Here is a 21,498-nt window from a genome sequence, read left to right as displayed (position 1 = left end):
CACGTGGCCCCCGGCGCGACCGTCGAGATCACCGCCCTCACCCGTCGCAACGGCGTGGTCTGGCAAGCCCAGGCCGCGTACACGGCGGGCGAGGACGGCGTGGTCGACCTGACCCGCGAAGCGCCCGTTTCCGGCGACTACACCGGCCTGTCCCCGATGGGGCTGATCTGGGCGCAGTCCCCCGAGGACGGCAAGAGCCGTGAATACTTCAACCACCCGGTGACCGACGCGTTGGTCACCGACGTGGTGGCGCGCGTGGAAGGCGCCGAGGCGCGCGCCAGCTTCACGCAACGCCTGGCATCCGAAGGCGTCACGCGCATCGAGGTCCGCGAGGAAGGCCTGGTCGGCACCCTGTACCTGCCCGCCGGCAGCGCCCCGGAATCGCATCCCGCCGTCATGATCCTGAACGGGTCCGGCGGCGGCATCAACGAACCGCGCGCGGCCCTGTACGCCTCGCGCGGTTACGCCGCCTTCGCGCTGGCGTACTTCAAGGCGCCGGGCCTGTCGGACTACATTTCCAACACACCGCTCGAATACTTCCAGACCGGCCTGCGTTGGCTGCGCAAGAAGGTCCAGCCCAAACACGACTTCGTCGCCATCAGCGGCCAGTCGCGCGGCGGCGAACTGGTGCTGCTGTTGGGCGCCACCTTCCCCAAGGAAGTGTCGGCGGTCGTGGCGTACGTGCCCGGCGCCGTCGTGCACAGCGGCCAGAATGCGTGCGACCCCAAGATCGGACGCGAAGGCCCCACGTGGCTGCTGGGCGGCAAGCCCATTCCCCACGTCTGGGAAAACAACCGCACCGCCACCTGGGCCCCGTTCGATGAAGGCCCCGCGCCGCATCGGCATGAGAAGGCCATCCTGACGGCCTTGCAAGACCCCGACGCCGTCGCCCGCGCCCGCATCCGCGTGGAAGACATCGAAGGCCCGGTCATGCTGCTGTCCGGCACCGACGACGGCTCGTGGCCGTCGAGTCTGTACTCGAAGATGGTGCAGGACAAGCTGGTCGACGTGCAGCACCCGTATCCGGTCAAGTGGCTGGATTACGAGAACGGCGGTCACTCGATCCTGTTCCCCTACGTGCCCACCACGCAGCTCGTGTATGCCCACCCGGTGTCGGGAAAGATCAGCACCAGCGGCGGCAATCCCAAGGACAACGCCCGCGCCGACCAGGAGTCCTGGGAAGGCGTGACGTCGTTCCTGGACGCAGCGGTAAAGGCCAAGGGCGCGGCGGGTGGGAAGCCGGCTTCGGCCGCGGACGATGCCGCAGGCATCGCGTCCAGCACGCCGCGCAACGCCGGCTGAAAGATACTTTCGGAGAATTCATCAATGGCACAACAACCCATCGTCTACGACATCACCAAAGACCTCGTCGACCAGCTCGTGGGCCTGACGCACGGCACGCAGACCTTTGACGTGCGCCACAAGCGCGACAAGGTCGCCGCCGCCACCCAAGGCAGCTACGACGCCCTGTTCGACCCGGCCCTGCCCGGCCTGTCGCTGGCCGACCGGCTGCTGGTCGCGCTGTATGCAACGCGCATCACCCCGTCGCCGCTGCTTGCTGCGCACTACCGCGCCCGCGCCGTGGAAGCTGGCGCTGCGGCGGCAGACATCGCCGTCGCCGAATCGGGCAAACCGGCTGATGCCGCCAACCCGCAACTGGCCGCCGTGCTGGAGTTCACGCGCAAGCTGATCGAAAAGCCTGTTGAAGGCGACGAGGCGGCGCTGAAGACGCTGCCGGCTGCGGGAGTTTCGACGCCTGCTGTTGTCACCTTGTCGCAGCTGATCGCGTTCCTGTCGTATCAGACGCGGCTGGTGGCTGGGTTGGTGGCGATGAAGGCGGCTGAAGGTCAAAGCGCCGGTTCTGCCGCCGCCGATGCGACCACCGTGGTCAACCCCGGCAACACCGAACCCGGCGACGTCATCAAGGCGCACGGCTTCACCAACGAAGTCCTGGAATGGAAGGCCTGGCTCGACGTCGTCAACGTCGACACCGCCACGTCCGAACAGATCGCCGTCCTGGAAGAAAGCCACCCCAAGGCCAAGGTCTCGGACTACTACCTGTTCCTGGTCCACCAGCCGGAAATCCTGCGCCAACGCTCCACGGCCTTCAACGCCATCATGTACGCCCCGGGCGGCATGTCGCGCGCCGAACGCGAACTGGGCGCCACCGTCGTGTCGCGCGTGAACGGCTGCGTGTACTGCGCGTCGGTGCATGCGCAGCGGTTCGAGCAACTGGCCAAGCGCAATGATGTGATTGGACAGGTGTTCGAGGATCCGATCACCGCTGGCACGACCAAGCGTGAGCAGGCCATCGGCAAGTTCTCGATCCAGATCACCGAGGCGCAGGCTGACGTGAATGCGGCCAGCATCCAGGCGTTGAAGGACGTTGGGCTGAATGATGGCGAGATCCTGGATCTGCTGCATTCGGACGCGATCTTTGCGTGGGCGAATCGGTTGATGCTGAATCTGGGTGAGCCGGTCCTCGTGACGGTCTGAGGCGCACCGTGGATCTGGGTGTCAGACACCGCCGGTAGGCGTCTGACACCCTGCGCTGACCCAGGTGTCTGCTGCGCTGACCTAGGTGTCTGACACCCCCACGAGACCGCCGTCGCATTGCGAGTCCATTCCCGGGGTGTCAGACACCGACCCACACCGCCTTCAAGGAGTGTCAGACACCGCCCCTAAGACGCCGCCGATGCAAAAGACAAGCACAGCCAACAACTAAAACAAATGCTTGATCCCCAAGGTCCCGCTCACAGCGCGCACCCCTGACGCGCTACCCAAGCCCCGTTCCGTGCTCACCTGAACATTCACGAACGTGGTCGAACCTGCTTGCCGTTCGTAGCCCACCCCAAGGCCCAGGCGCGAGCCCTCCAGCTCATTGTCAAAAGCGATATCGCCCTGCGTTAGCGACTCATACACGCTGCGGGATTTTCCCAGCGTGTGCCGATAGCTCAGTTTCAGCCAGCCCTGACTTGGCGTACCAGCTTGCCCACCCCACGCCTTTGACACCCTCAGGCTCACCCGCGAATGCAGTGCATTCACCGCCGGTAGCGTCACCCGTCCGATGCCATCATCGCCATGCCGAAGCCTGACGTGCTGGTACATCAGTTGCGCCTGGGGTTCGATGCGCAGCCCGCTGGACTCGTCGCCCATTGAGAAGGCCTTGCCCACTTCGCCCGACAGCGCGCCGCCCCACCCGGACGTTCGCATCGACACGCCTTCCGGACCGCTCGATTCGGTCTTGACGCCGTACCGGCTGAGCTGCGTCACGAAATCGGCATAGCCGCCCTTGCCATCCATCAGCGTGTAATAGGCGCCCAATCCATACATCGTCTGATCGCTGTGTCCGGCATCGACCGTCGAACGCGTCGACTCCCGATAATGGTCCACTGCATTTCGCGACGCCATTACCGTACCGAACACACCCACACTACGACGGCCGACGCCTTTATTGACCACGAACAGATCCGTTCCGGCCTGCACGCCGCCCAGCGTGGAATGCGAGGCGACCTGCGATTGCAGAACGCCTCGTTCGGCGCCGTCCCGGCTTTCAACGCCGCCCAGCGTCCTGGCCCAGACGTACGGATACACCTTTCGGGCCAGCGTTTCCGTGGCGCCCATCCGCTGGTTCAGTGTGCCCACGGACAGTTCGGATTGCCGCAACGATTGATTGCCCAATTGGGAATAGATGGACACCTCGGGACGAACTTCGCTGAGCAGATACCAGTTGTCGGCCAGTTCCGCCGCGCCGCTTCGCGCGCCGTGCGCCAGGTAATACTGGAACGCCCCGCCACGCGGCCGTTTCCCGCCCGTGAGTTGAAACGCGCCGTCGGTGCTGGCGCCAGCCTCGACCACCAACAATCCGTTTCCGGATAGCGGGTCCCCGTAGCCGCCAGGGGCATTGATGGACAGATTGGTCATCCCGGTGGCGCCGTTATGCAAGGTCACGTAATCCGAGAGCCCGTTGGTGGTGGCGATGGTGTGCAACTGCACCTCGCCCCCCGCGCCCAACAGATGGTTGGCCGTGAATGTCCGTCCGACGGCGTCGTTCTCCCAGACGGCAGGCGGGGCGAAGGCCGCGCTACCCGCAAGATGAAGCGCATTGACCGTACTGAAGTTGTTGGCGAGCGCAGGATTCGTGGCATCGGTCGCGACATTCCATCTGCTCGACGCATCAACCACCACGTTCGGACCGGCGATCCACCCGTCGAGCGTTGCCCCGTTGGCCAGGACCAGATGCGCATCGTCAGCGCCAACGACACGGGCACGCGCATGTTCCGCCTGCCCCAACGACGTTCCGTCGATCACCAACGCGCCCTGCTCAACCCGCGTGATGCCGGTATAGGAAAGCGGCCCCGTAAGCGTGGTCGTGCCCGACCCCACCTGCCACAACTCGCCGGTGCCGGAGATGGCGTGGGACATCGTGATGGGGTCCGCACGGTCTATGGCCAGAACCGCGTGGTTCTCGATCGCACCCGCGCCCAGCGTCCCCACGTTCTGTCCCGCACCCATCTGCAAGACGCCATCGTCAATGATCGTCGAGCCGAAATAGGCATTGTCGGCAGCCAGAATCAACGTCCCGGCGCCGGTTTTGGTCAGCGTGCCGGGCCCGCTGATGGATCCCTGCAATACCGATTCCGTGCCTTGCACCGTCCGGATCACGCCGTCCTTGCCAAGCAGCATGGCGCGCTGTGAGTTGATGTCGGCGTTCAGTTGCAGCCCACCCCCATTGAACGTCAACGTCGCATCTGCGTCGCCCAGGCTGGCGTCATCCGCGATCGCAAGCCACCCGCCGGACAACGTCCACGGCGTCAACGCCTGAGCCGGCGCGCCGGTCAGGGCCCACGTGCCAGCCGATGTCTTCTCGAATGCATTGAATCCCAGGTATTGCGCCTGCGCGCCGGTTCCGATCTTGCTGACATCGAACGCCAGCGCCGCGCCCCCATCCAGGACCAGCGTGTTCTTGCCGCCAGATTGTGTGGCATCGACAAGGCCGATGATCTGGCTGCCCTCCTGGAGCACCAACGTCGAATCGCTGGCGGTCGTCGCGTACTTGATGGCGGTGTTCTGGTTGACCGGTGCCTGCGAAATGGTCCCGGAATTGATGATCACGGAATTGGCGCCAGTGACGTAGACGCCAAGACCGCTGGAGCCCCCGGCGCCGCCGGCGCCGCCAGCGTGGTCGCCACGGGGGGCGCCAATGAAGTGGTTCGACCACCCCCATTGGCCGTCGCCACCAGCTCCGCCGGCCTCCCCACCTCTGCCACCATAGCCATTAATACCCACGAGGCACAACTCACATTCGGGCACTGTGATAGCAGTACCTCCAAACCCATCGACCCCCCCTTCGTATCCCGCGCCACCGTGGCCGCCAGGCTCGTTACTGCCTGCCGAGCTCCCTCCCCCTCCTCCCCCTCCCCCCCTGCCCCCGCCTTCGCCTCCCGCGCCGTCGCCGCCGCGGCCGCCGTCATTGACCGCGCTATGGGCCGTGCTAAGGCTAAAGGCTCCCCCGCCTCCGCCGCCGCCGGCCCCGCCACCTCCCCCTTTGCCGCCGCTGATGGTCCAACCTGCATTCCGCAGCACCACGCCCTCACCAGAGATGACGATGCCATGCCCTCCGTCTCCGCCTGCGCCACCTCGTCCGCCCACAGAATTGCCTTGACCGCCTTCACCGCCTCCACCACCCCCGCCGCCGCCGCCGGGTGCGCCTATGACGTCATCGTAGGTGATGTACGAGGACGAGAGATCCAGCGCCGCGTAGCCGTCCCCGCCGTCACCGCCATGTCCGCCGTTTGCCGCGCCGCCCGCACCGCCAACCCCGGCCTCCCCGACGATCACGCCCACGGCGGCGGGGTGATGCGACACGCCAACGGAAAGCAGCGTCAACCCCCAACACAACTTAAGTGCCACTTGCCGCGCCTTGCGTTTTTGCGTCAGCGCCAGATCCGCATGTCGCAATGCGGCGGGGACATCGGTTTGCATCATGATTTCATCCTGGGTGGCGGATCGGCACGCAATCCCAGGCGATCCGGCCTGACGCGGATGCACCGCGCCGACGGGTTCGACCGTTAGGTGCATTCAAGGCGTGAGCGTGCGTTGACGGATCCAATTGATCACGTTGCGCGACGAGGACTACGGACCCGGCCGCAAATGGATCAACCCCGTGTCTAGTCGGCGGAACTGATTGTCAGCAGCCACCGCGGTCTCACGACAGAGCACAATTACCCCGGGTCGCGCGGCTTTCGTGCCGGATCAATACCCGACATGAAATCGGACGAATCTCGCCGGACACAGCCGATGTCGGACGCTCAGCAGTCGGTGTCTGACACCCGCATAAGCTCGCGTGAACACCCTCGCCTGCCCATACGGGTGTCAGACACGCGGAGGGTTACACTGTCCCTTCCCGCTCCATTACGCGCCCCGCTACAGCGGGGCGCTTTGCCTTTCCCCATGTCCGAAAAAACTCACGACATCCGCCCGGGCCAGTCGATCGAACTGCTCAAGGCCCTGCACATCCTGACCCGCGACGGCAAGATGAACCAGGACAGCCGCCGCAAGCTCAAGCAGGTCTACCACCTGTTCCAGTTCATCGAGCCGCTGCTCAAGGATGTCCAAGCGCAACGCGGCGCCGTCACCCTCGCCGACCATGGCGCGGGCAAGTCGTATCTGGGATTCATCCTGTATGACCTGTTCTTCAAGGAGCAGCCCGAGGCGCTGAAGAACGGCTCGCATATCTACGGCATCGAAACGCGGGAAGAACTGGTGAAGTCGTCAGAGGAACTGGCCAAGCGGCTGGGCTTTGGCGGCATGTCGTTCTTGAATCTGTCGGTCGCAGAGTCCATCACCTCGGACAAGCTGCCCGCATCGATCGACGTCGTCACCGCTCTGCACGCCTGCAACACCGCTACCGACGACGCGATTCATTTTGCGTTGGAAAAAAAGGCCAAATACATCGTGGTCGTACCCTGCTGCCAGGCCGAAGTGGCGTCGGTGCTGCGAAAGAACAAGGCGAAGGCGTTGGCCGATCCGCTAGCCGAGATCTGGCGTCATCCGTTGCATACGCGCGAGTTTGGTAGCCAGATTACGAATGTGCTGCGGTGCCTGCAGCTTGAGGCGCATGGGTATCAGGTCAGCGTGACCGAACTGGTCGGCTGGGAGCATTCGATGAAGAATGAGCTGATCATTGCGCAACACAAGAATCTGCCGACTCGCAAGCCGGCTGAGCGATTGACGGAGATGTTGGAGCGGATTGGGTTGCAGGAGTTGAAGGATCGGTTTTTTGTACGGGAAGTGACAGACTAAAGCACTGTTTGAACGCGGCGGGACCGCCCTCATCGGAAACCGGAAATGCCGAGCATTAAGTCCTCGACCCGTTTCGTTCGCGTGAATTCTCTAGCCCTCGCCTTTCCTGCCAGGATACGGTCCGACGCGAATCGCATCGCCGCGCTTCTTCAACCGACCTTGACCGAAAGTCAAGGAATTCCGGTCAATGTGCAGGGCGAAGCGGTCGTCATTCCTTATCGAATCGGGCAAAGTTTCGATGAAAGGCTCTTCCGTGAACTGAACCACACACAGGCGCTGATGTACGCATGCATGCTTTCTCGGAGTCATGACGGAACAGTGCGAGAGCGACAGATCGAACGCTTGGTCAGGACCAATGAGCCGTGGGCTGCTCCATTCATCGCGCAGTTGAGTGGCGAATACGTGGTTGAGATTCTGGACACTATCGAGCGCAACTTGGGATTTATAGATCGAGAGATCTACGGTGACTTCTTTTCCCGCAACCCAGCGTATCTGGACTGGACCGAGCAAAGAATGGTCAGTTACTGGAACTGCAATTACCGTTGGCTGCGCAAAAATGAAGATGACTACGTCGGATTCAGACTATTCAAGCTGTTTCGCGACTGGCAGTTTTCTTACAGCGGGATTGATACAAAGTCACCACTGGGACCCGCTCGTACGGTCTAGTCAGCGACTGGCGGGAACGCCACCGGCAATCGAGGTCGTCGGCAGCACAGATGGGGGCCCACAAATAAATGCCTCCCGGCGTCTTCTCTTCACGGAACTGTTACGAGAAGGTCCACGTTCATAACCATCTGCATGGCAACGCCTTCGTAGAGACTCTGCTGTAGCGACGCCCACCGTTCCCCGGCGGGCGTCCTTGTCAGGCGCTTCGCCTGCCAGCCATCTATTAATTTCGTCCTCGCCCCAGATACTCTTTGCGACGGACACATGATCGCCCGCACCAAACGTCGAACCAAAGCCGCAGGTGGCCATCACTGCGTCAAAAACTTTGGAAGGCTTCAAGCTTTGGAACTCATGACGCGTGTAGACCTGGTCATAAATCCGGGATTGGATTTCGCTTGGCACCTGTAAGCGGGGCGCCATTGGCCTCGGGATCTTGGCATCTTCACGGCGGGTTCCGGCTTGACGATCTGCTGTCGCATCTTGGTATATGAACGCGCGAGCTGAGCAGAAATCAACAAGTTGCCGAAGTCCTGCCTCTTCGTCTGTCCAACCCGCTGCAGTCAGTTGATGCGACACCTCGCGAGATCTTTCGCAGCTTGCTTCGCCAAGCCCGTGCAAGCACTCCGCCTGTGAGCGGTTCATTGCTTGCAAAAGCAGCCGAGCCGACTCAGTGAAAGCCGGGCTGGCACTCGCCAAGTGGGATAGGCCGAACAGCACACAGGCTGAAAAAACAACGGGAAGTTTCATTGCAGTGATCGTTGACTCTGAGCGCCCGCGCTCATGACGAAGTTCTTCGATGGAACACACCAATGGCCTCAGGACACTGGGACGAATGTTTAGAAGTTATTCATGGCACGCTGCGGCAGAGCATATGCACCAGAATCACCACTCTAATAAATCAGCCAGAACCACGAGCGCTTTTCATCAAAATTCGCTGAGTATGTTTTGACTGGTTTTTGACAATAAGTTCTGCGCGATGTATGCGTGCTGCAGCCATAAGCGCCATCCAAGCGAACGGACCAAACCCTACCAGACAAAAGCTCAGCGCAACAACCACTTGGCCGGGCTCAGTTCCGAATAATGTCGGAGTTAACGCCGGCGATATTGCAAGAATTGCAAGAACAAGATAAACAAGAAAATAGCTTCCCTTTCTCCAATTTCTCGACCACGAATTCTTATACTTCCCTCTAAAACCCAACTGTAGATTTCCGGCACTTTGCAGGTGTTCCAGGTAATGTCTACCCAAGACGTAATCGCGTATCGCTCGATCAGGCTTCTGAAGCGACAAAAGGTATTCAATTTCAGATGCTGCCAAGCTACGATCACCTGCAATCGCTTGATAGCCCTTTTCTTTCAGGAAAGGATGAATTCTCGGATTTTCTTCAAGCGCATCCATGAATTCTTTCGCGAACCTGTATTCTTCGCGCAACCTTCCACGCCCACCAATCGAAAGCTCAATAATTACTTTCGCCGCCCCCACAACCGCAGCCACGGCAGCGGCCAATTTAAAAACAGTGTCAATTTCCATAAGTCAGGATCAAGCAGCACATATTATCTAGCAACGTTATTTCCAAAATCCCAGAACAATAGCCGCACCGACGATGTTTGGCCGCAGAATACGTTCGATTTCTGCGCCCAATTGGCAAATAAAGAGTCGCCCTCCCTAAATGTTAATTTCGCAAAGGTGATAAACGAAATTGAATCTCGAAGCAACTCATGATCAGGCCAAAAGAGCCCCGCCGAGCGACCCGCTCACATAAAGCTGTGCGACTTTTTGCAAAAGCCAGCAGCCTCAGCCTTGACGGCGGTCTCCTCAGTAGAGTTGACGAAGTCGACCAGTCTGAAACGGCAGGTTGAACCGTCCTGAATCCTCACCACCTCATAATTATGTCCTGGCTCCGGAGTGAAACTCCGGGCAAGAAAGCACTGTTCCCGTGCATACGCCGTAACGCGACCATTTCCGATGAAATCCAGCGTTAGCGGCTTACCCGCAGTTACCCGCACCTCGGTGTTGTAGAAATTCGATTTGGATATTGCCGTCGTCCATTTGCTGTCTGGCATCCGCATATCTTCGTCGTTCCTGTGGGCAAATCCGTCCTGGGCGGCTATGACTCCTGCACCGGGGATATACCAGTTGATGCAGTCGCTTTCAGGAACACCGCGCACCATCCCGTTCGTGATCACGCGCAAATTGGCTGTCTCGCCATCGGCCGGGCTTTCAAACTTGGTTGAAAACGACTTCACCGCTGCAATGTTCCCGCATCCCGCAAGCGCGATTACGGCAACAACACTGGCAATTCTGAAGCTCACAACCTATCTCCTGCTTTATGAGGGAAGACATCGCTTGGATACGCCTCCTATCGCGGGGACGGGAATGAAGCGACTGCTTATGACAATATATATCACTAGCATACCAAATGATACGATTCTAATCGCCTGATCTAGCGCAAGGAGGCGCTCGGTAACGCACATACCAGCCGCTGGAAGTCGGAAACGAACAGGCTCGCACTCTATCGGCTTCCAGTCGTATACAGAGTTTGATGAGTCTCCATCGACACACAAGCGAATCATGGAAAGGCTGAGTTCACCGGGTTGACTCCCCTAGCCAGCTTTGACGGTCCCACGCAACTGCCAATGGTCGACCACTCCTTTCGCGGGGATTCAGACACTCACATAAGCTCGCGTGAACACCCTCTCTGCGCATACGGGGGGTTAGACACTGGCAGGGTTACACTCCCCGCTCACACACTTCACGCGCCCCGCCACAACGGGGCGCGGTTTTCTTGCTGCAAGTTGCATAACAGTCAAAAAGGACTGCCTGCTGCATGAGTTTTCCCCACTACCTCGATAGGCTCCGTGCAATTTGCGACGCGCACGGGCATACGCTAAACCTCGAACCGGGTGCTCCGGAATCGCAGCTGAAAGCCGTGGAGTCGGAACTCGGCTTTCCCATCGCCGCGGACCTCAGGCAGGCTTGGCTACGGGCGAATGGGGCCGAGCGCGATGTCCCGGTATTCATGCGGCCGGGTTATCTGACGGCCTACGATTTTTTGAAGCTTGAAGCGGCAATGACCAAGCGAGCCGGTATGGCGGGTCGAGCGCCGCGATATGCGGGATACGATGAGCCGGAGCCGAGAGATGAGCGCATCAGGGAAGGCTGGTTTCACGAAGGCTGGCTCCCGTTCGCCAGCTTTGGCGGCGCAACGCTGCTGCTGATGGTCGACCATTCGCCGAGCGAGGCCGGCACCGCGGGCCAGATCATCGCATTCACCCATGACCCGGACCAAATCACGTGGGTGGCGCCGAGCTTTGAGGCGCTACTGGTGGCGTCAATCGCCGAGATCGAGGCCGACCCCGAAGAGTTTCTGGGGGAGTATTAAGACGGTGCATCAATGAGCCCCGACGAGACCGCGTGCGCGAAATGCTGATGATCCTTATCTTCCCCCTTGCATTCGTGTGCGTCCTGGCGATCTGGCTGGCGTGTGTTGCAAAGGGACGCTCGGTAAAAGCAGCGCCGCCCGCGCTTACCGCTGCTCTAGTGGCGTTGGTAGTTTGCTATGTCATGGGACTGCTGGTGATATCCATTGACCCATGGTTTGACGACAACGGCGTACCAGAATTCATCTCCTGGAAATATCGGTGGGCATGGGCGGCAGGACCTGCGGGGTGGCTCGCAATTGTCATCCTGCCTGCGGTTCTCGGACTTCGGGCAGCCTTCCTTTCGCGCGCTCGGCGTCAGGAAAGTCCCCGGTAACCAGCGCGGAGCAAACGTCTCCGTGCGTCTCTCATCGCAAGACGGATCGTTCTTTCCTGTCAGGCTGTTTGGGGCTGCACGCCGTCGGATCGGCTGCGGCTCTCCGCCAAATCGTTCAATTGGTCTTGAACCATGCCCATGGCAATGGGCGGAAACACGACACACCACATGTTGAACCGTTTCATGGATCGACGGCTGGACGGATCGCTTTGGGACAAGGCATCTCGTAAAGCTCTGCCCAGCGACCACAAGAGGAGAGGTGTAGACACCGGCGCCAGCAGGAAAAACAGCGCGGCAGCACGCGGGGTGAATAGTTTCGACGACGGGTGGACGAAAGCCATCTCGCCAAAAATCCGGTAGAACCAGCGGGTTGATGCGATCAAGCCCACGGCGAATGCGGCGGTCAGGCCAACTAGGACTAAGAAGAGCACCGGAAGGCCGAGTGCGATGAGAAAAATTTGTGGTGGCCAAATACTTCCTAAGACCATCCCGACACCCGCGGCCGACCAAAGCAAAATGCCAACCCACTTTACGCCTTTACCGCGACGATGTTCGGGCTTGAGCGGACGGTATCGCGCTTTCGGGGGAGCATCAAATCCAGTTCGAACTGTTATCAGCAGGACCAGTGCAATCCCCATTGCGATTGCGCTAACCAATACCCCATAGCCGGCGGAATTTAATTTGTAGACGAAATTCGTCTGACTGAGGCCTGCATAATAATGAATCATTTCACAAACCGACACCACGGCAAAGGCGCTTCCAAATGCATAGCGATCGACCGCTACGCTCGCAACCATTAGCGTAAGAGCAAATAAGAAAGCCGTTCTCACCATGCTCCCACTGAACTTCATGAGAGACAAAGTCAGAGCTTCGAGAAGGTTGTTAACCGGCGCATCCACGCTCAGCCAAACAGCCAGATAGCCGGCCACGCATATCGCGGACAGCAGGATCATGCGCGGTATCGTTCTGGTGCTCACGATCAGCATGCCGACCAGGAAACCGGAGATGGTTCCGGCTTGTGCCAACTGTTCCGCTGAGTCGGACGAGAAAAGCATTGCATAAGGGAAAGGTCGGAACCGAGGCGTCGATTCCATGAATACTCCGAACGCAAACGCCGTAAGCATCCAAACGCCAATTAATGCCCAAAAACGATATGCACTGGCGAGGTCCGCGAACGTCCAGCGAACGGAAACAGATTCTGATTGCATGAATGGCACAGGGTTGTTGTAAGAAGATGCCTGTATGAAACCACTGCGCCAGACACTGCGGAAATAAGGCACTTTCGAAAATGCTCGACGCTACCTTCAGATTGGGATGTCGGCGACGCGTGCTATTTGCCACTCGCGCCCCCCGATTGACAGCGGGGCGCGGGCTTTACGACAGAGGAAACCTGTTGCTAGGTGGCTTGTGGTGAAGATTCGGAATCAGAGTCGGCTTGGCCCTCTGCCAATTCATTCATCTGCTCCTGCACCATGCCCATGGCGACCGGCGGAAACAGGACGCACCACGCATTGAACCATCCCATGGATCGGCGGTTCGAAGAAGGTCGCTGCGCTCTGGCCTCACGAAGAACAACGCCCAGCGTCAACAGAAGGATGGGAGTGGCGAGCGGAACCAACAGGAAAAACACCAGCGCCGCTCTCGACGTGAACAGTTTCGAAGATTGGTAGATATACGCCACCTCGCCATGGATGCAGTAGATCCAGTAAGCTGACGCAACTAACCCAATCACCAATGCAACCGACAGTGGCGTGCTCCAGTATAAGAATGGGTTCAGGGGTATTGGCGCCAACACGCCCAGCCAGGTCACCGCACCAATGGCGAGCCAGGGCAAGGCAGTGAGCACCGATACGGTAGCCCCAACCCGCGTTTGCGGTTTGCGCGGCCGGTGCCGGATCGCGGGTGCTTCGTCGAACAGGCGGCAACGCGCCGATGCCAGAAATAACAACGCGAGCGTCAACGCCGCAATGCCCACCAGCATCGCAGTGCCATCGTTACCAATCGTGCTGACGATGCGCAAAGCGGCATGGGTAATTCCCGAGTCGTTAAACCTTTCGAATACGGTCAACAGAGCGAATGCGGCAGCAAACGCGAACCGGTCGGTCATCATCCCTGCAAGATAGACTGCTATTGAAAAGGCGAGAGCCGACCTGACGACTTGCCCGAAAAAAAGCAAAGCCATGCCCGCCCCGACTCCCAAACTCGGCAAGGCTAGCCAAGCAGCAACATGGCAGACCACACATACAGCAACCAGCGCAGCTAGACATTTTGTTGTCTTGGTGCGCACAAGCAACATGCCGAGCAGAAGTCCGAAGGCGTTTCCACTAAACCAAATGTGAAAATAGAAATCTTGCGGAATAAACGTCGCATCTTTGAATGATGGGATTGAAGGCAACGTGTAGATGAACATCGCCACCCCAAACGCCGCAGCAATGAGAGCGCCGACCAGTGCCCAAAATCGATATGTACTGGCAAGATCCGCGAACGTCCAGCGCATGGCAACAGGTTCTGACTGCATAAGTACCACCAAATTCGAAATTGAGAAAATGCCAAAAAAAAGGCCGTGACTTTCGCCACGGCCCTAGATAACGGCTAATCGCGTCACCCTACCTATGCCCCAACTTTCAACGCCAATTAGCCGCCGCTGTTTTATCCAAATTACTGGCCGCAGACCATCATGAACTCTGAAACTGCCGTTCTACAGCGAGCGCTCGCTGGAAACGGAATATGGATTTAGCAGCGATTCAACCTGCAGCACATCGAATGCTGCAGGCGTATGAAACCACCGCACCAAACATTACGGAAATAAGACTACTTCGAATCTCTTGAAAAAATTAACTGACTGGGCGTTAAAAGCGATCAGCTTCGGGCGATACACCGCTCGGTGCGAGCTTCAGAATGAGAGCATTTGGAAATTCTGGCCACCGCCCTGCCACGCAAATGATGCAGGAAAGACAGGCACCGGTTATCCGTTGACGCCGGCGCGTTCCAAGACGTCCCAAGAAGCTCCACCGCCCGCGCAGAGCAAGTGACCGTTGCCCCTGATCACTTAATTCCCGCTGCGTTCCTGCCGTAACCCATTCGGGCCAGCCGTGCCACCTCCCAGTCGGTGAGAGACAGCTGTTACTAAAGAGACCCGAAGCCGCTCCAGGTTCCAGGGAGTGTTCGGTCAACAAGAACCCGGGAAGCCGTTGTGTCAGATCGTGAACCCAAGCTCTACCCCGTAAACACCTTCCCGCGTCTCGCCATCGTGGCCGCTCTAGCAGCCGCCACGACGCCGGGCGCCAACACATGGGCTGCCCGGGACTGGTTCGACCCGCTCACGTGGAGCGGCGCCGTGCCGAGCGCCAGCGTCGATGCGTCTGTGCGCGGTAGCGAGGTAGTCATCCTCAACGGCGCGGGCATAGCGCGGAATGTGCACATCGCACAATCCCAGCTAGGCCTGCTCGACATCGCAGGCGCTGCGGCGCGGCTGGATACGGGCCAGATCCTTACCGGCTACAACGGCGGCGACGGCACACTGACTGTTCGCGATGGCGCTCACCTGGAAGCGACGAACATGGAGGCAGCCTCAACGGTCGGCTCCACGGCCCGGCTCGAGTTCGCGAACCGCGCCACGGTGAAGTCGACAGATTTCAGTCTGGCTGGCTCGGGGCTGGCAATCCTTTCGATCAGCGGCGCGTCCACGCTGTCGACCACCACGGCCGCCCTGGGCGAGTGGGGTTCGGGAGACGCGACCGTCACAATCGCCGGCCTTGGGTCTTCATGGACAAACACGGGCAACATGTACATCGGCGGGTACTCCCTGGCGAAGATGATCGTGTCCGGTGGCGGCGCACTCTACACCGATGCCGGCGTCACACTTGCCAGTAACCATTCAAACGCAAATGCAACCGTCAAACTGACAGGTGCCGGTAGCGAATGGCGTTCCGCTGGCGGCATTGTCGTGGGCGACATTGGAAAGGCAAGCGTCAGCGTGACGGACGGGGCCCGCTTATCGGCCCCCCGCGTTGTAATCGCGAAGTCGTACGGCTCGACGGGCACGCTTGTAGTCGGCGCGGACGATGCAACGCCCGCGAAGGGCGGTTTTCTGGACGTGGGTGCCATTGAGTTTGGCGCCGGCACCGGCAAAGTGCTCTTCAATTTCACCGGCCCTGCCGTCACGTATGCGGGCACGTTTTCGGGCGCCGGCGAAGTGCGCGTGACCGCCGGCGACGTGGTGTTGAACGGAAACAGCACCCGCAACGTGAACCCGCTGCTCAACGCGCGCACGTTCGTGGACGGCGGATCGCTAACCGTGAACGGCGTGCTTCCCGGCGCCGTCGCAGTGGCCAGCGGCGCGCGGCTGGGCGGCGGCGGCACGGTCGGCGCAACCATGTTGTCGAGCGACGCCATTCTCGCCCCCGGCGGCCTGCGCACGCTCACCGTCGACGGCGGCCTAACTTTCTCGCCCAGCTCCGTCCTGCAGGTAATGGTCGCGCCGGACGGCAAGAGCGACCGCGTGGTCGTCAACGGCCCCGCCATGTTGACGGGCGCCACCGTGCAGGTTGCGGCAGCACCCGGCAATTACGCCGAGTTCACGACCTACGACATTCTGCGTGCGAGTGGCACCTTCAACGGCACCCGCTTCACCGGCGTATCGGCCGACCTCGCCTACCTGGCGCCTTCGATCAGTTACGCCACCAATGACCAGGATGTCGAACTGACGTTGACACGCAAGCAGATCCCGCCCGGCACCAACCCTGTCCCGCCCACGCAGCCTGTCCAGCCCGTGCAACCGGAGCCTGGTGCCACGACTCCCCCGTCACCGTCGAACCCGATCGACGCCCAGCCTTCGCGGCCGATCCGCTTCGCCGATCTGGTCGCAGGCCGCAATGCCATCGCCATCGCCAATGCGATCGACAGCATGCCCGCGGACAACGAGGTCTACCGCCACGCGCTCAGCCTGCCCAACGGCGCACCGCAATCGTTCTTCTCCGCGCTCTCGGGCGAATCCCATGCCAGTGCCATCGGCGTATTGCAGGGAGCAGGCGGACAGGCGCGCAGCGTGCCGCTGGCGCACCTTCGCGCCAACCTCGGCGCCGGCATGCGCGCCGGCTCACCGACCGCATCCGTGGGTACGAGCGACGCGGCGCCCGCCTCGTCAGTCCTGCCTACATCCGCCGCGCAACCGGCGTGGGCCGAGCTGGTCGGCAACTGGCAGCGGCTGGGCGCCTCAAACGACACTTCGGAAGTTCGCGTGCACACGGGCGGGGTGTTCGCCGGCGCGGACGGTGCCGTCGGCGCCGGCTGGCGCCTGGGCGGCGCGCTCGGCTACACCGACAGCAGTCTGCGCACGAACGGTGTCGACAGCAAGACCGATATCTCGAGCTACAGCGCCATCGTTTACGGCGGCAAAGCCTTCGACGCCGGCGCGGGCAAGCTCAACCTGCTGCTGGGCGGCTCGTACACCTGGCACGACATCAACAGCAAACGCCGCATCGCCGTGGGCGGGCTCGATCAGACGCTAAGCGCCGACTACGGCGGCAACACCTCGCAGCTCTTCACGGAGTTGGGGTATGCCATGGCTGTGGGACAGTCGCTCTCCGTTGAGCCGTATGCGGGCTTGGCCTGGGCGAACCTTCGCAGCCGCGCGTTTCAGGAAAGCGGTGGCAGCGCCGCACTCTCGGGCGCCAGCCAGAACAACCAGACGACCACCACCACGCTGGGCGTGCGTGGCCGCCAGGTGCTGACGGTGAACACGTTCGAGGGTGTGCTCACCGCCGGCGCCGGCTGGCGCCATGCCTTTGGCGACCTGAACCCCACGACGAAGATGGCTTTCGACGCGGGCAACGCGTTCACGGTTGCCGGTACCCCGATCGCGCGCAACGCGGCGCTGCTTGAAGGCGGCTTGGAAACCTCGATGGGTCGCACCGGCACCGTTGGCCTGAGCTACGCCGGCCAGTTCGGCTCGGGCACCCAGGACCACAGCGCCACGCTGGCCGCCCGCTGGGCATTCTAGCGGCGCGGGGGCAATCCCCGCCGCCAGCGCCGGTCCGAGCCGCGCCGGCTCAGACTTCTTCAGAAGAGCGCCCGCAGCGAGGCGCTTACCGCGCGATCCGTTGCGCCGCTGCCGAACTGCCCGTCAAACGCCACACTTGCCGTGACGCGTGACGTGACATGCAGGTCCAGCCCCGCGCCGATCACCACGGCGTCCTTGCCTAGCGGCACGCCGCTGATGGTAAAGACGTCACCGCCCTGGAAAGACACACGGGACTGCGGCGTGATATCGCCGTAGGCTCGGCGCCATCCGACCAGACCGCGCAGTGTCGCATCAACAGAACCCGAGCCGATCTGCGTCGATCCTCGCAACCCCAGCGTGGAGAATGTCGTGGCGGTGTCGCCGCCGCGGCTGCGCAAAGCGGCCAAGCCACCTGTTTCAGTAAAGCCATCGGTGTGCAGATTGACGTAGGCCAGGTTGACGAAGGGCTCCAACGTCGCCCGGTCATCGCCCAGGCGATAGCCCAGTTCGGCGAAGGCCTGCGCGGTGCTGGCGCGATAGTCCGCTTTCATGCGCCCGCCCACCGCGGCCACGTTTACGTCGCGCGCGGAATCTATGTCGTGCCACGTGTAGACGCCACCCAGCCGCAAGGCAAGCCGATCCCATTGCGTGCCGCCATAGACGCCCAGATGGTAGTCGTCAGTGTCGCTGCGCGCATTCTGATCGTCGACCTTGTAGCGGCCACGGCTATAACCCGCCAGCACACCTACACGCCACGTGCCCGCAGGCACATCCACGCCCATCACGAAGCCCGCCGAATCGCGGTCGATACCGCCGGCATTGCCATTTCCGTTGGTGTGACCCCAGCCGCCCCAGGTCTGGCCCCAGGCGACTCGGCCGTTGGCGCAGGTGTCGCCGTTCGACCGGCCGTCACGCTCGCGCGGCTGGCCGGCGCCCTCGGTGCAGAAGGTATTGCGCAACCGGTCAATGGCCAGATCGCGCGAATACCGACTGTCGTACAACAGCGCTCCCTTGGCCGAGGCCAGGGCCGAGCCAGACAGCTGATCCAGCGCGCTGCGCGCCGCCTCGAAGCTGGGCGAATTGAGCAGCGCATCAGAGACCACGGTGTCCGTTGCTCCGCCGGCGGTGGCGTTCTGGTTCGGGGTCTCGACAGCGTCCTGCACGTCGCCCGTCTGCGTCACCGTCAGGTAGGCGCTGGTCGCGTCGTAGCGATCAACCAGGCTCAGAAACGGCGAAATCACCGTGTCGCCGCTGACCGCGTACGTACCGGACAATCCGTCCGTCGCGGTAAGCACCCGGTAGGACGTGCCCGCCTTGTAGAGTTCGGATCCAGATCTGACCACGGACATGGCTGCGCCGTCATCCAGCGTCGCGGTTCCGTCGACCGTGATCCGGTCCGACGCCCCGCCGCTGACCTCCACGATGTACGTAGAGTCAGCCTGCTGTTCATAGTTGCCGTTGATATGCAGCGTACCAACGGAATTGCCTGGGGCAATGGCGCCGCCAGACTGCACGGTGGTCGCCCCGACGGTGCCGTTTCCGCCCAATGTGGCGCTCGCGCCCACGGTGACTGCGGAGTTGGCGAAGGCGCCGTTGATGATCAGTGCGCCAGCTTGCACGCGCGTCGCGCCCGACATGGCGCCGCCGCCGTTGAGCACGACGCGGCCGTTCCCTTGCTTGGTCAGCGTGCCGAAGCCGTCAATGACTCGGCCATCGACCACGTCCGATTCCTGTGCCAGCACCAGCGCGCCATCATTGCGGATGTCGCCGCTGCCCAGATTGGCGAACGACGCCATGACCGTTCCGCCGGCGATATCGGTGCCGCCTGCATACGTGTTGGCGCCCGTCAGCGTCAGCGTCCCCGCGCCTGTCTTGGTCAGCTTGCCTGCGCCGCTGATCGCGCCGCTGCTTTGCAGATCGGCATCGGTCTGCAGGATGCCGCCGCCCGCGCCCAGTTGGATCTCGCGGGTCGTGTCCATGATTGTCGTCGTGTGCAAGGCGCCACCATCCAACGTCACCTTGCCATCGCTCGCGCCCAGGCTGGCGTCGCTGGCTATCGACAACGCGCCATTCCGGATGGTCCAGTTCGTGGTTTCGGACGTGATGCCCGTCAGCGTCCAGGCACTTGCGCCGTCTTTTTCGAACACGCCGAAACCCTGATAGGCGGCGGCGCTGCCGGCTGCCCCGAGATCGCCGACGTTGAAGGTGGCGTCATTGCCCCCACCCAGGCGCAAGGTGTCGGCGCGGCTGAATGCCACGGCGTCACCGTTGAGCACGGACCCGGCTCGCAACTCAAGCGTGTTGACGCCGCCGACGAACGACACGGCGGCGGCTTGCACGCGGGCAGGCGCGCCGGCTCCGGACCACGCGCCGCTCAGGGCGCCCGTGATGGTGCCTGCGTTGATGACCGTGACGTTGACGCCCTTGACGCCCGCACCGCCGGCACCCGTCTGGCCGCCGACCACACGGCCTGCGCCGCCCACGCCCCCGGTGATGGTGCCGCCGCTCAGATTCTCGACGGTGCCGCCGTGCGTCAGTTGCACACCGGCGCCGCCGCCTCCGCCGCCGTTCGCCGTGATCGTGCTTCCGGCACCGCCCGCGCCACCCACGATGGCGCCGCCATTGACCACGCTTGCGCCAGCCTTGAGCAGCACACCCATCGCCCCGCCGCCTGCTCCACCGGTCAGCGTCGCGCTGCCGCCCGCGCCGCCGATCACGGAGGCGCCGGTTGCCACATTGACCTGGGAATTGGAAAAGATGCCAACGCCGCCGCCGCCGCTGCCGGCATTGCCTTGTGCGCGTCCGGCGCCGCCTCGCACCGTGACCCCGCTCAGCACGGTCACGTCCGCCGAGGCTGACACACCTACACCGCCGCCTCCGCCGCCGCCTGCAGTGCTGACGTTGTTCTGCGGATTGGCGCCCGCTCCGCCCGTCCCGCCGGTTACGTTGGTGCCGATGGTGGCGGCGCTGGCGACGGTTTGACCGGTGGTCCCGATTGTGCCGGCCATGCCGGGTCCCTGCCCCAGGCCCGTACCAGAATCGCCCGGACCTCGTGCGCCGCCAGCGGCGCCGTTGCCGGTGTCAAGGTCCACCGCCCCGCCGCCGCCAGCGGAACCGGCGTTGCTGCCGATGCCGATGCTGCCCGGGCGTCCCGTGGCCTCGGCCGCCGTGCCGTCGACACCCCCCGCGCCGCCGGCGACCTGTGTCGGACCCGCGCCCACCGGACTGCCATAACCGCCGTCGGCTCGCGCCGCCGGGGTCGCCACGACCGCACTGAATGTGGCCGCTACCAGAACCGCCAATGTCTCAGGGCGCAAACGCTTTTTCTGGTTTTGTTGTTGACGTTTGTGATGCGACATTCGCGCGCCCCTTTGTTCGACTTGTAAAGGCTGCGAAGTGTAATAGGGCAGAATTTCGGCGCTGCGAATAACCTTTCGGACCGGTCAGGCGTTCGACGCTTTACGGCGATGTGCGGTATGCATCAATCTCCGGAGCTCCGGCGCAATCGATCGGACGACTCTTTATTCAAGCGCTTTGCTTCGTCTTCCGCGTAGTCTTCCTCGCCCGACTCGTATTGCCCTTCGTAATTGCAACTGCTGCGCAGCAATCCACACTCGCCGACGACTGAACATCCCGAACTGAGCGCGGCCAAAAACAACACGACACCGCACCGGCCTAAAGTTTGAACCGACATAACGCTCCTTATCTTTGCTTCGGTTTGAGTTGGCAGAACCGATAGCTTAGAGGGGATATGCCGGCCAACCGCGCCTAG

The 21,498-nt window shown here is 61.8% G+C and carries 15 protein-coding genes; 8 read left to right on the top strand and 7 right to left on the bottom strand.

The genetic code is table 11. The features are described from left to right. Together RT697_RS05080 and RT697_RS05075 are read left to right on the top strand one after the other, a co-directional pair. Positions 1 to 1,302: acyl-CoA thioester hydrolase/BAAT C-terminal domain-containing protein (locus RT697_RS05080; protein ID WP_313697279.1), on the top strand; the 1,302-nt coding region annotated here is incomplete at its 5' end. Between the two features lie 24 nt (positions 1,303 to 1,326). Then, positions 1,327 to 2,496 carry a peroxidase-related enzyme gene (locus RT697_RS05075; RefSeq protein ID WP_313697278.1) on the top strand — a complete coding sequence of 390 codons (1,170 nt, stop codon included), beginning with the start codon at positions 1,327 to 1,329 and terminating at the stop codon, positions 2,494 to 2,496. Positions 2,497 to 2,721: 225 nt separating this feature from the next. Here RT697_RS05075 and RT697_RS05070 read toward each other — a convergent pair whose 3' ends face one another. Continuing rightward, on the bottom strand, positions 2,722 to 5,115 hold the full coding sequence (locus RT697_RS05070) for an autotransporter outer membrane beta-barrel domain-containing protein (RefSeq protein ID WP_313697277.1): 2,394 nt from the start codon (positions 5,113 to 5,115) through the stop codon (positions 2,722 to 2,724). A gap of 546 nt (positions 5,116 to 5,661) precedes the next feature. Between RT697_RS05070 and RT697_RS05065 the strand changes: the two genes are divergently transcribed. From RT697_RS05065 to RT697_RS05055, 3 genes are all read left to right on the top strand, one after another. Further along, positions 5,662 to 6,075 carry a hypothetical protein gene (locus tag RT697_RS05065; protein ID WP_313697276.1) on the top strand — a complete coding sequence of 138 codons (414 nt, stop codon included), beginning with the start codon at positions 5,662 to 5,664 and terminating at the stop codon, positions 6,073 to 6,075. Between the two features lie 378 nt (positions 6,076 to 6,453). Then, the gene (locus RT697_RS05060) at positions 6,454 to 7,305 is read left to right on the top strand and encodes an SAM-dependent methyltransferase (RefSeq protein ID WP_313697275.1); all 852 of its coding nucleotides are present in this window, start codon (positions 6,454 to 6,456) and stop codon (positions 7,303 to 7,305) included. Positions 7,306 to 7,350: 45 nt separating this feature from the next. Further along, complete coding sequence (locus RT697_RS05055) at positions 7,351 to 7,971, top strand: hypothetical protein (protein WP_313697274.1); 621 nt, start codon at positions 7,351 to 7,353, stop codon at positions 7,969 to 7,971. On the opposite strand, the gene RT697_RS05050 is transcribed toward RT697_RS05055, so the two are convergent. From RT697_RS05050 to RT697_RS05040, 3 genes are all read right to left on the bottom strand, one after another. Then, a complete protein-coding gene (locus RT697_RS05050; RefSeq protein WP_313697273.1) occupies positions 7,972 to 8,718 on the bottom strand; it encodes a hypothetical protein in 747 nt (248 codons plus the stop codon). A gap of 151 nt (positions 8,719 to 8,869) precedes the next feature. Then, the gene (locus tag RT697_RS05045) at positions 8,870 to 9,499 is read right to left on the bottom strand and encodes a hypothetical protein (RefSeq protein WP_313697272.1); all 630 of its coding nucleotides are present in this window, start codon (positions 9,497 to 9,499) and stop codon (positions 8,870 to 8,872) included. 224 nt (positions 9,500 to 9,723) lie between these two features. Next, a complete protein-coding gene (locus RT697_RS05040; RefSeq protein WP_313697271.1) occupies positions 9,724 to 10,281 on the bottom strand; it encodes a hypothetical protein in 558 nt (185 codons plus the stop codon). A 515-nt stretch (positions 10,282 to 10,796) separates the two neighbouring features. On the opposite strand from RT697_RS05040, the gene RT697_RS05035 reads away from it, so the two are divergent. Both RT697_RS05035 and RT697_RS05030 read left to right on the top strand, forming a co-directional pair. Then, positions 10,797 to 11,351, top strand: a complete 555-nt coding sequence (locus RT697_RS05035; protein ID WP_313697270.1) for an SMI1/KNR4 family protein — start codon at positions 10,797 to 10,799, stop codon at positions 11,349 to 11,351. Between the two features lie 32 nt (positions 11,352 to 11,383). After that, entirely contained in the window at positions 11,384 to 11,725 is a 342-nt protein-coding gene (locus RT697_RS05030) for a hypothetical protein (RefSeq protein ID WP_313697269.1), read from the top strand. A gap of 59 nt (positions 11,726 to 11,784) precedes the next feature. Here the strand turns inward: RT697_RS05030 and RT697_RS05025 are convergent, their stop codons facing one another. Together RT697_RS05025 and RT697_RS05020 are read right to left on the bottom strand one after the other, a co-directional pair. Next, positions 11,785 to 12,819, bottom strand: coding sequence for a hypothetical protein (locus tag RT697_RS05025; RefSeq protein ID WP_313697268.1), 1,035 nt, complete (start codon positions 12,817 to 12,819; stop codon positions 11,785 to 11,787). A gap of 302 nt (positions 12,820 to 13,121) precedes the next feature. Continuing rightward, positions 13,122 to 14,222, bottom strand: coding sequence for a hypothetical protein (locus RT697_RS05020; RefSeq protein WP_313697267.1), 1,101 nt, complete (start codon positions 14,220 to 14,222; stop codon positions 13,122 to 13,124). A gap of 696 nt (positions 14,223 to 14,918) precedes the next feature. Here RT697_RS05020 and RT697_RS05015 point away from each other — a divergent pair. Beyond that, the gene (locus tag RT697_RS05015) at positions 14,919 to 17,726 is read left to right on the top strand and encodes an autotransporter domain-containing protein (protein WP_313697266.1); all 2,808 of its coding nucleotides are present in this window, start codon (positions 14,919 to 14,921) and stop codon (positions 17,724 to 17,726) included. Positions 17,727 to 17,785: 59 nt separating this feature from the next. Here the strand turns inward: RT697_RS05015 and RT697_RS05010 are convergent, their stop codons facing one another. Then, positions 17,786 to 20,992: an autotransporter domain-containing protein gene (locus RT697_RS05010; RefSeq protein ID WP_313697265.1), complete on the bottom strand. Its 3,207-nt coding sequence runs from the start codon at positions 20,990 to 20,992 to the stop codon at positions 17,786 to 17,788. Positions 20,993 to 21,498: the final 506 nt, after the last annotated feature.

The sequence above is a fragment of the Achromobacter sp. genome (assembly GCF_032113835.1).
Taxonomy (GTDB): domain Bacteria; phylum Pseudomonadota; class Gammaproteobacteria; order Burkholderiales; family Burkholderiaceae_B; genus Achromobacter.
The sequence above is the reverse complement of the archived record's forward strand: the minus strand, read 5'-3'. Positions and strand labels throughout refer to the sequence as shown.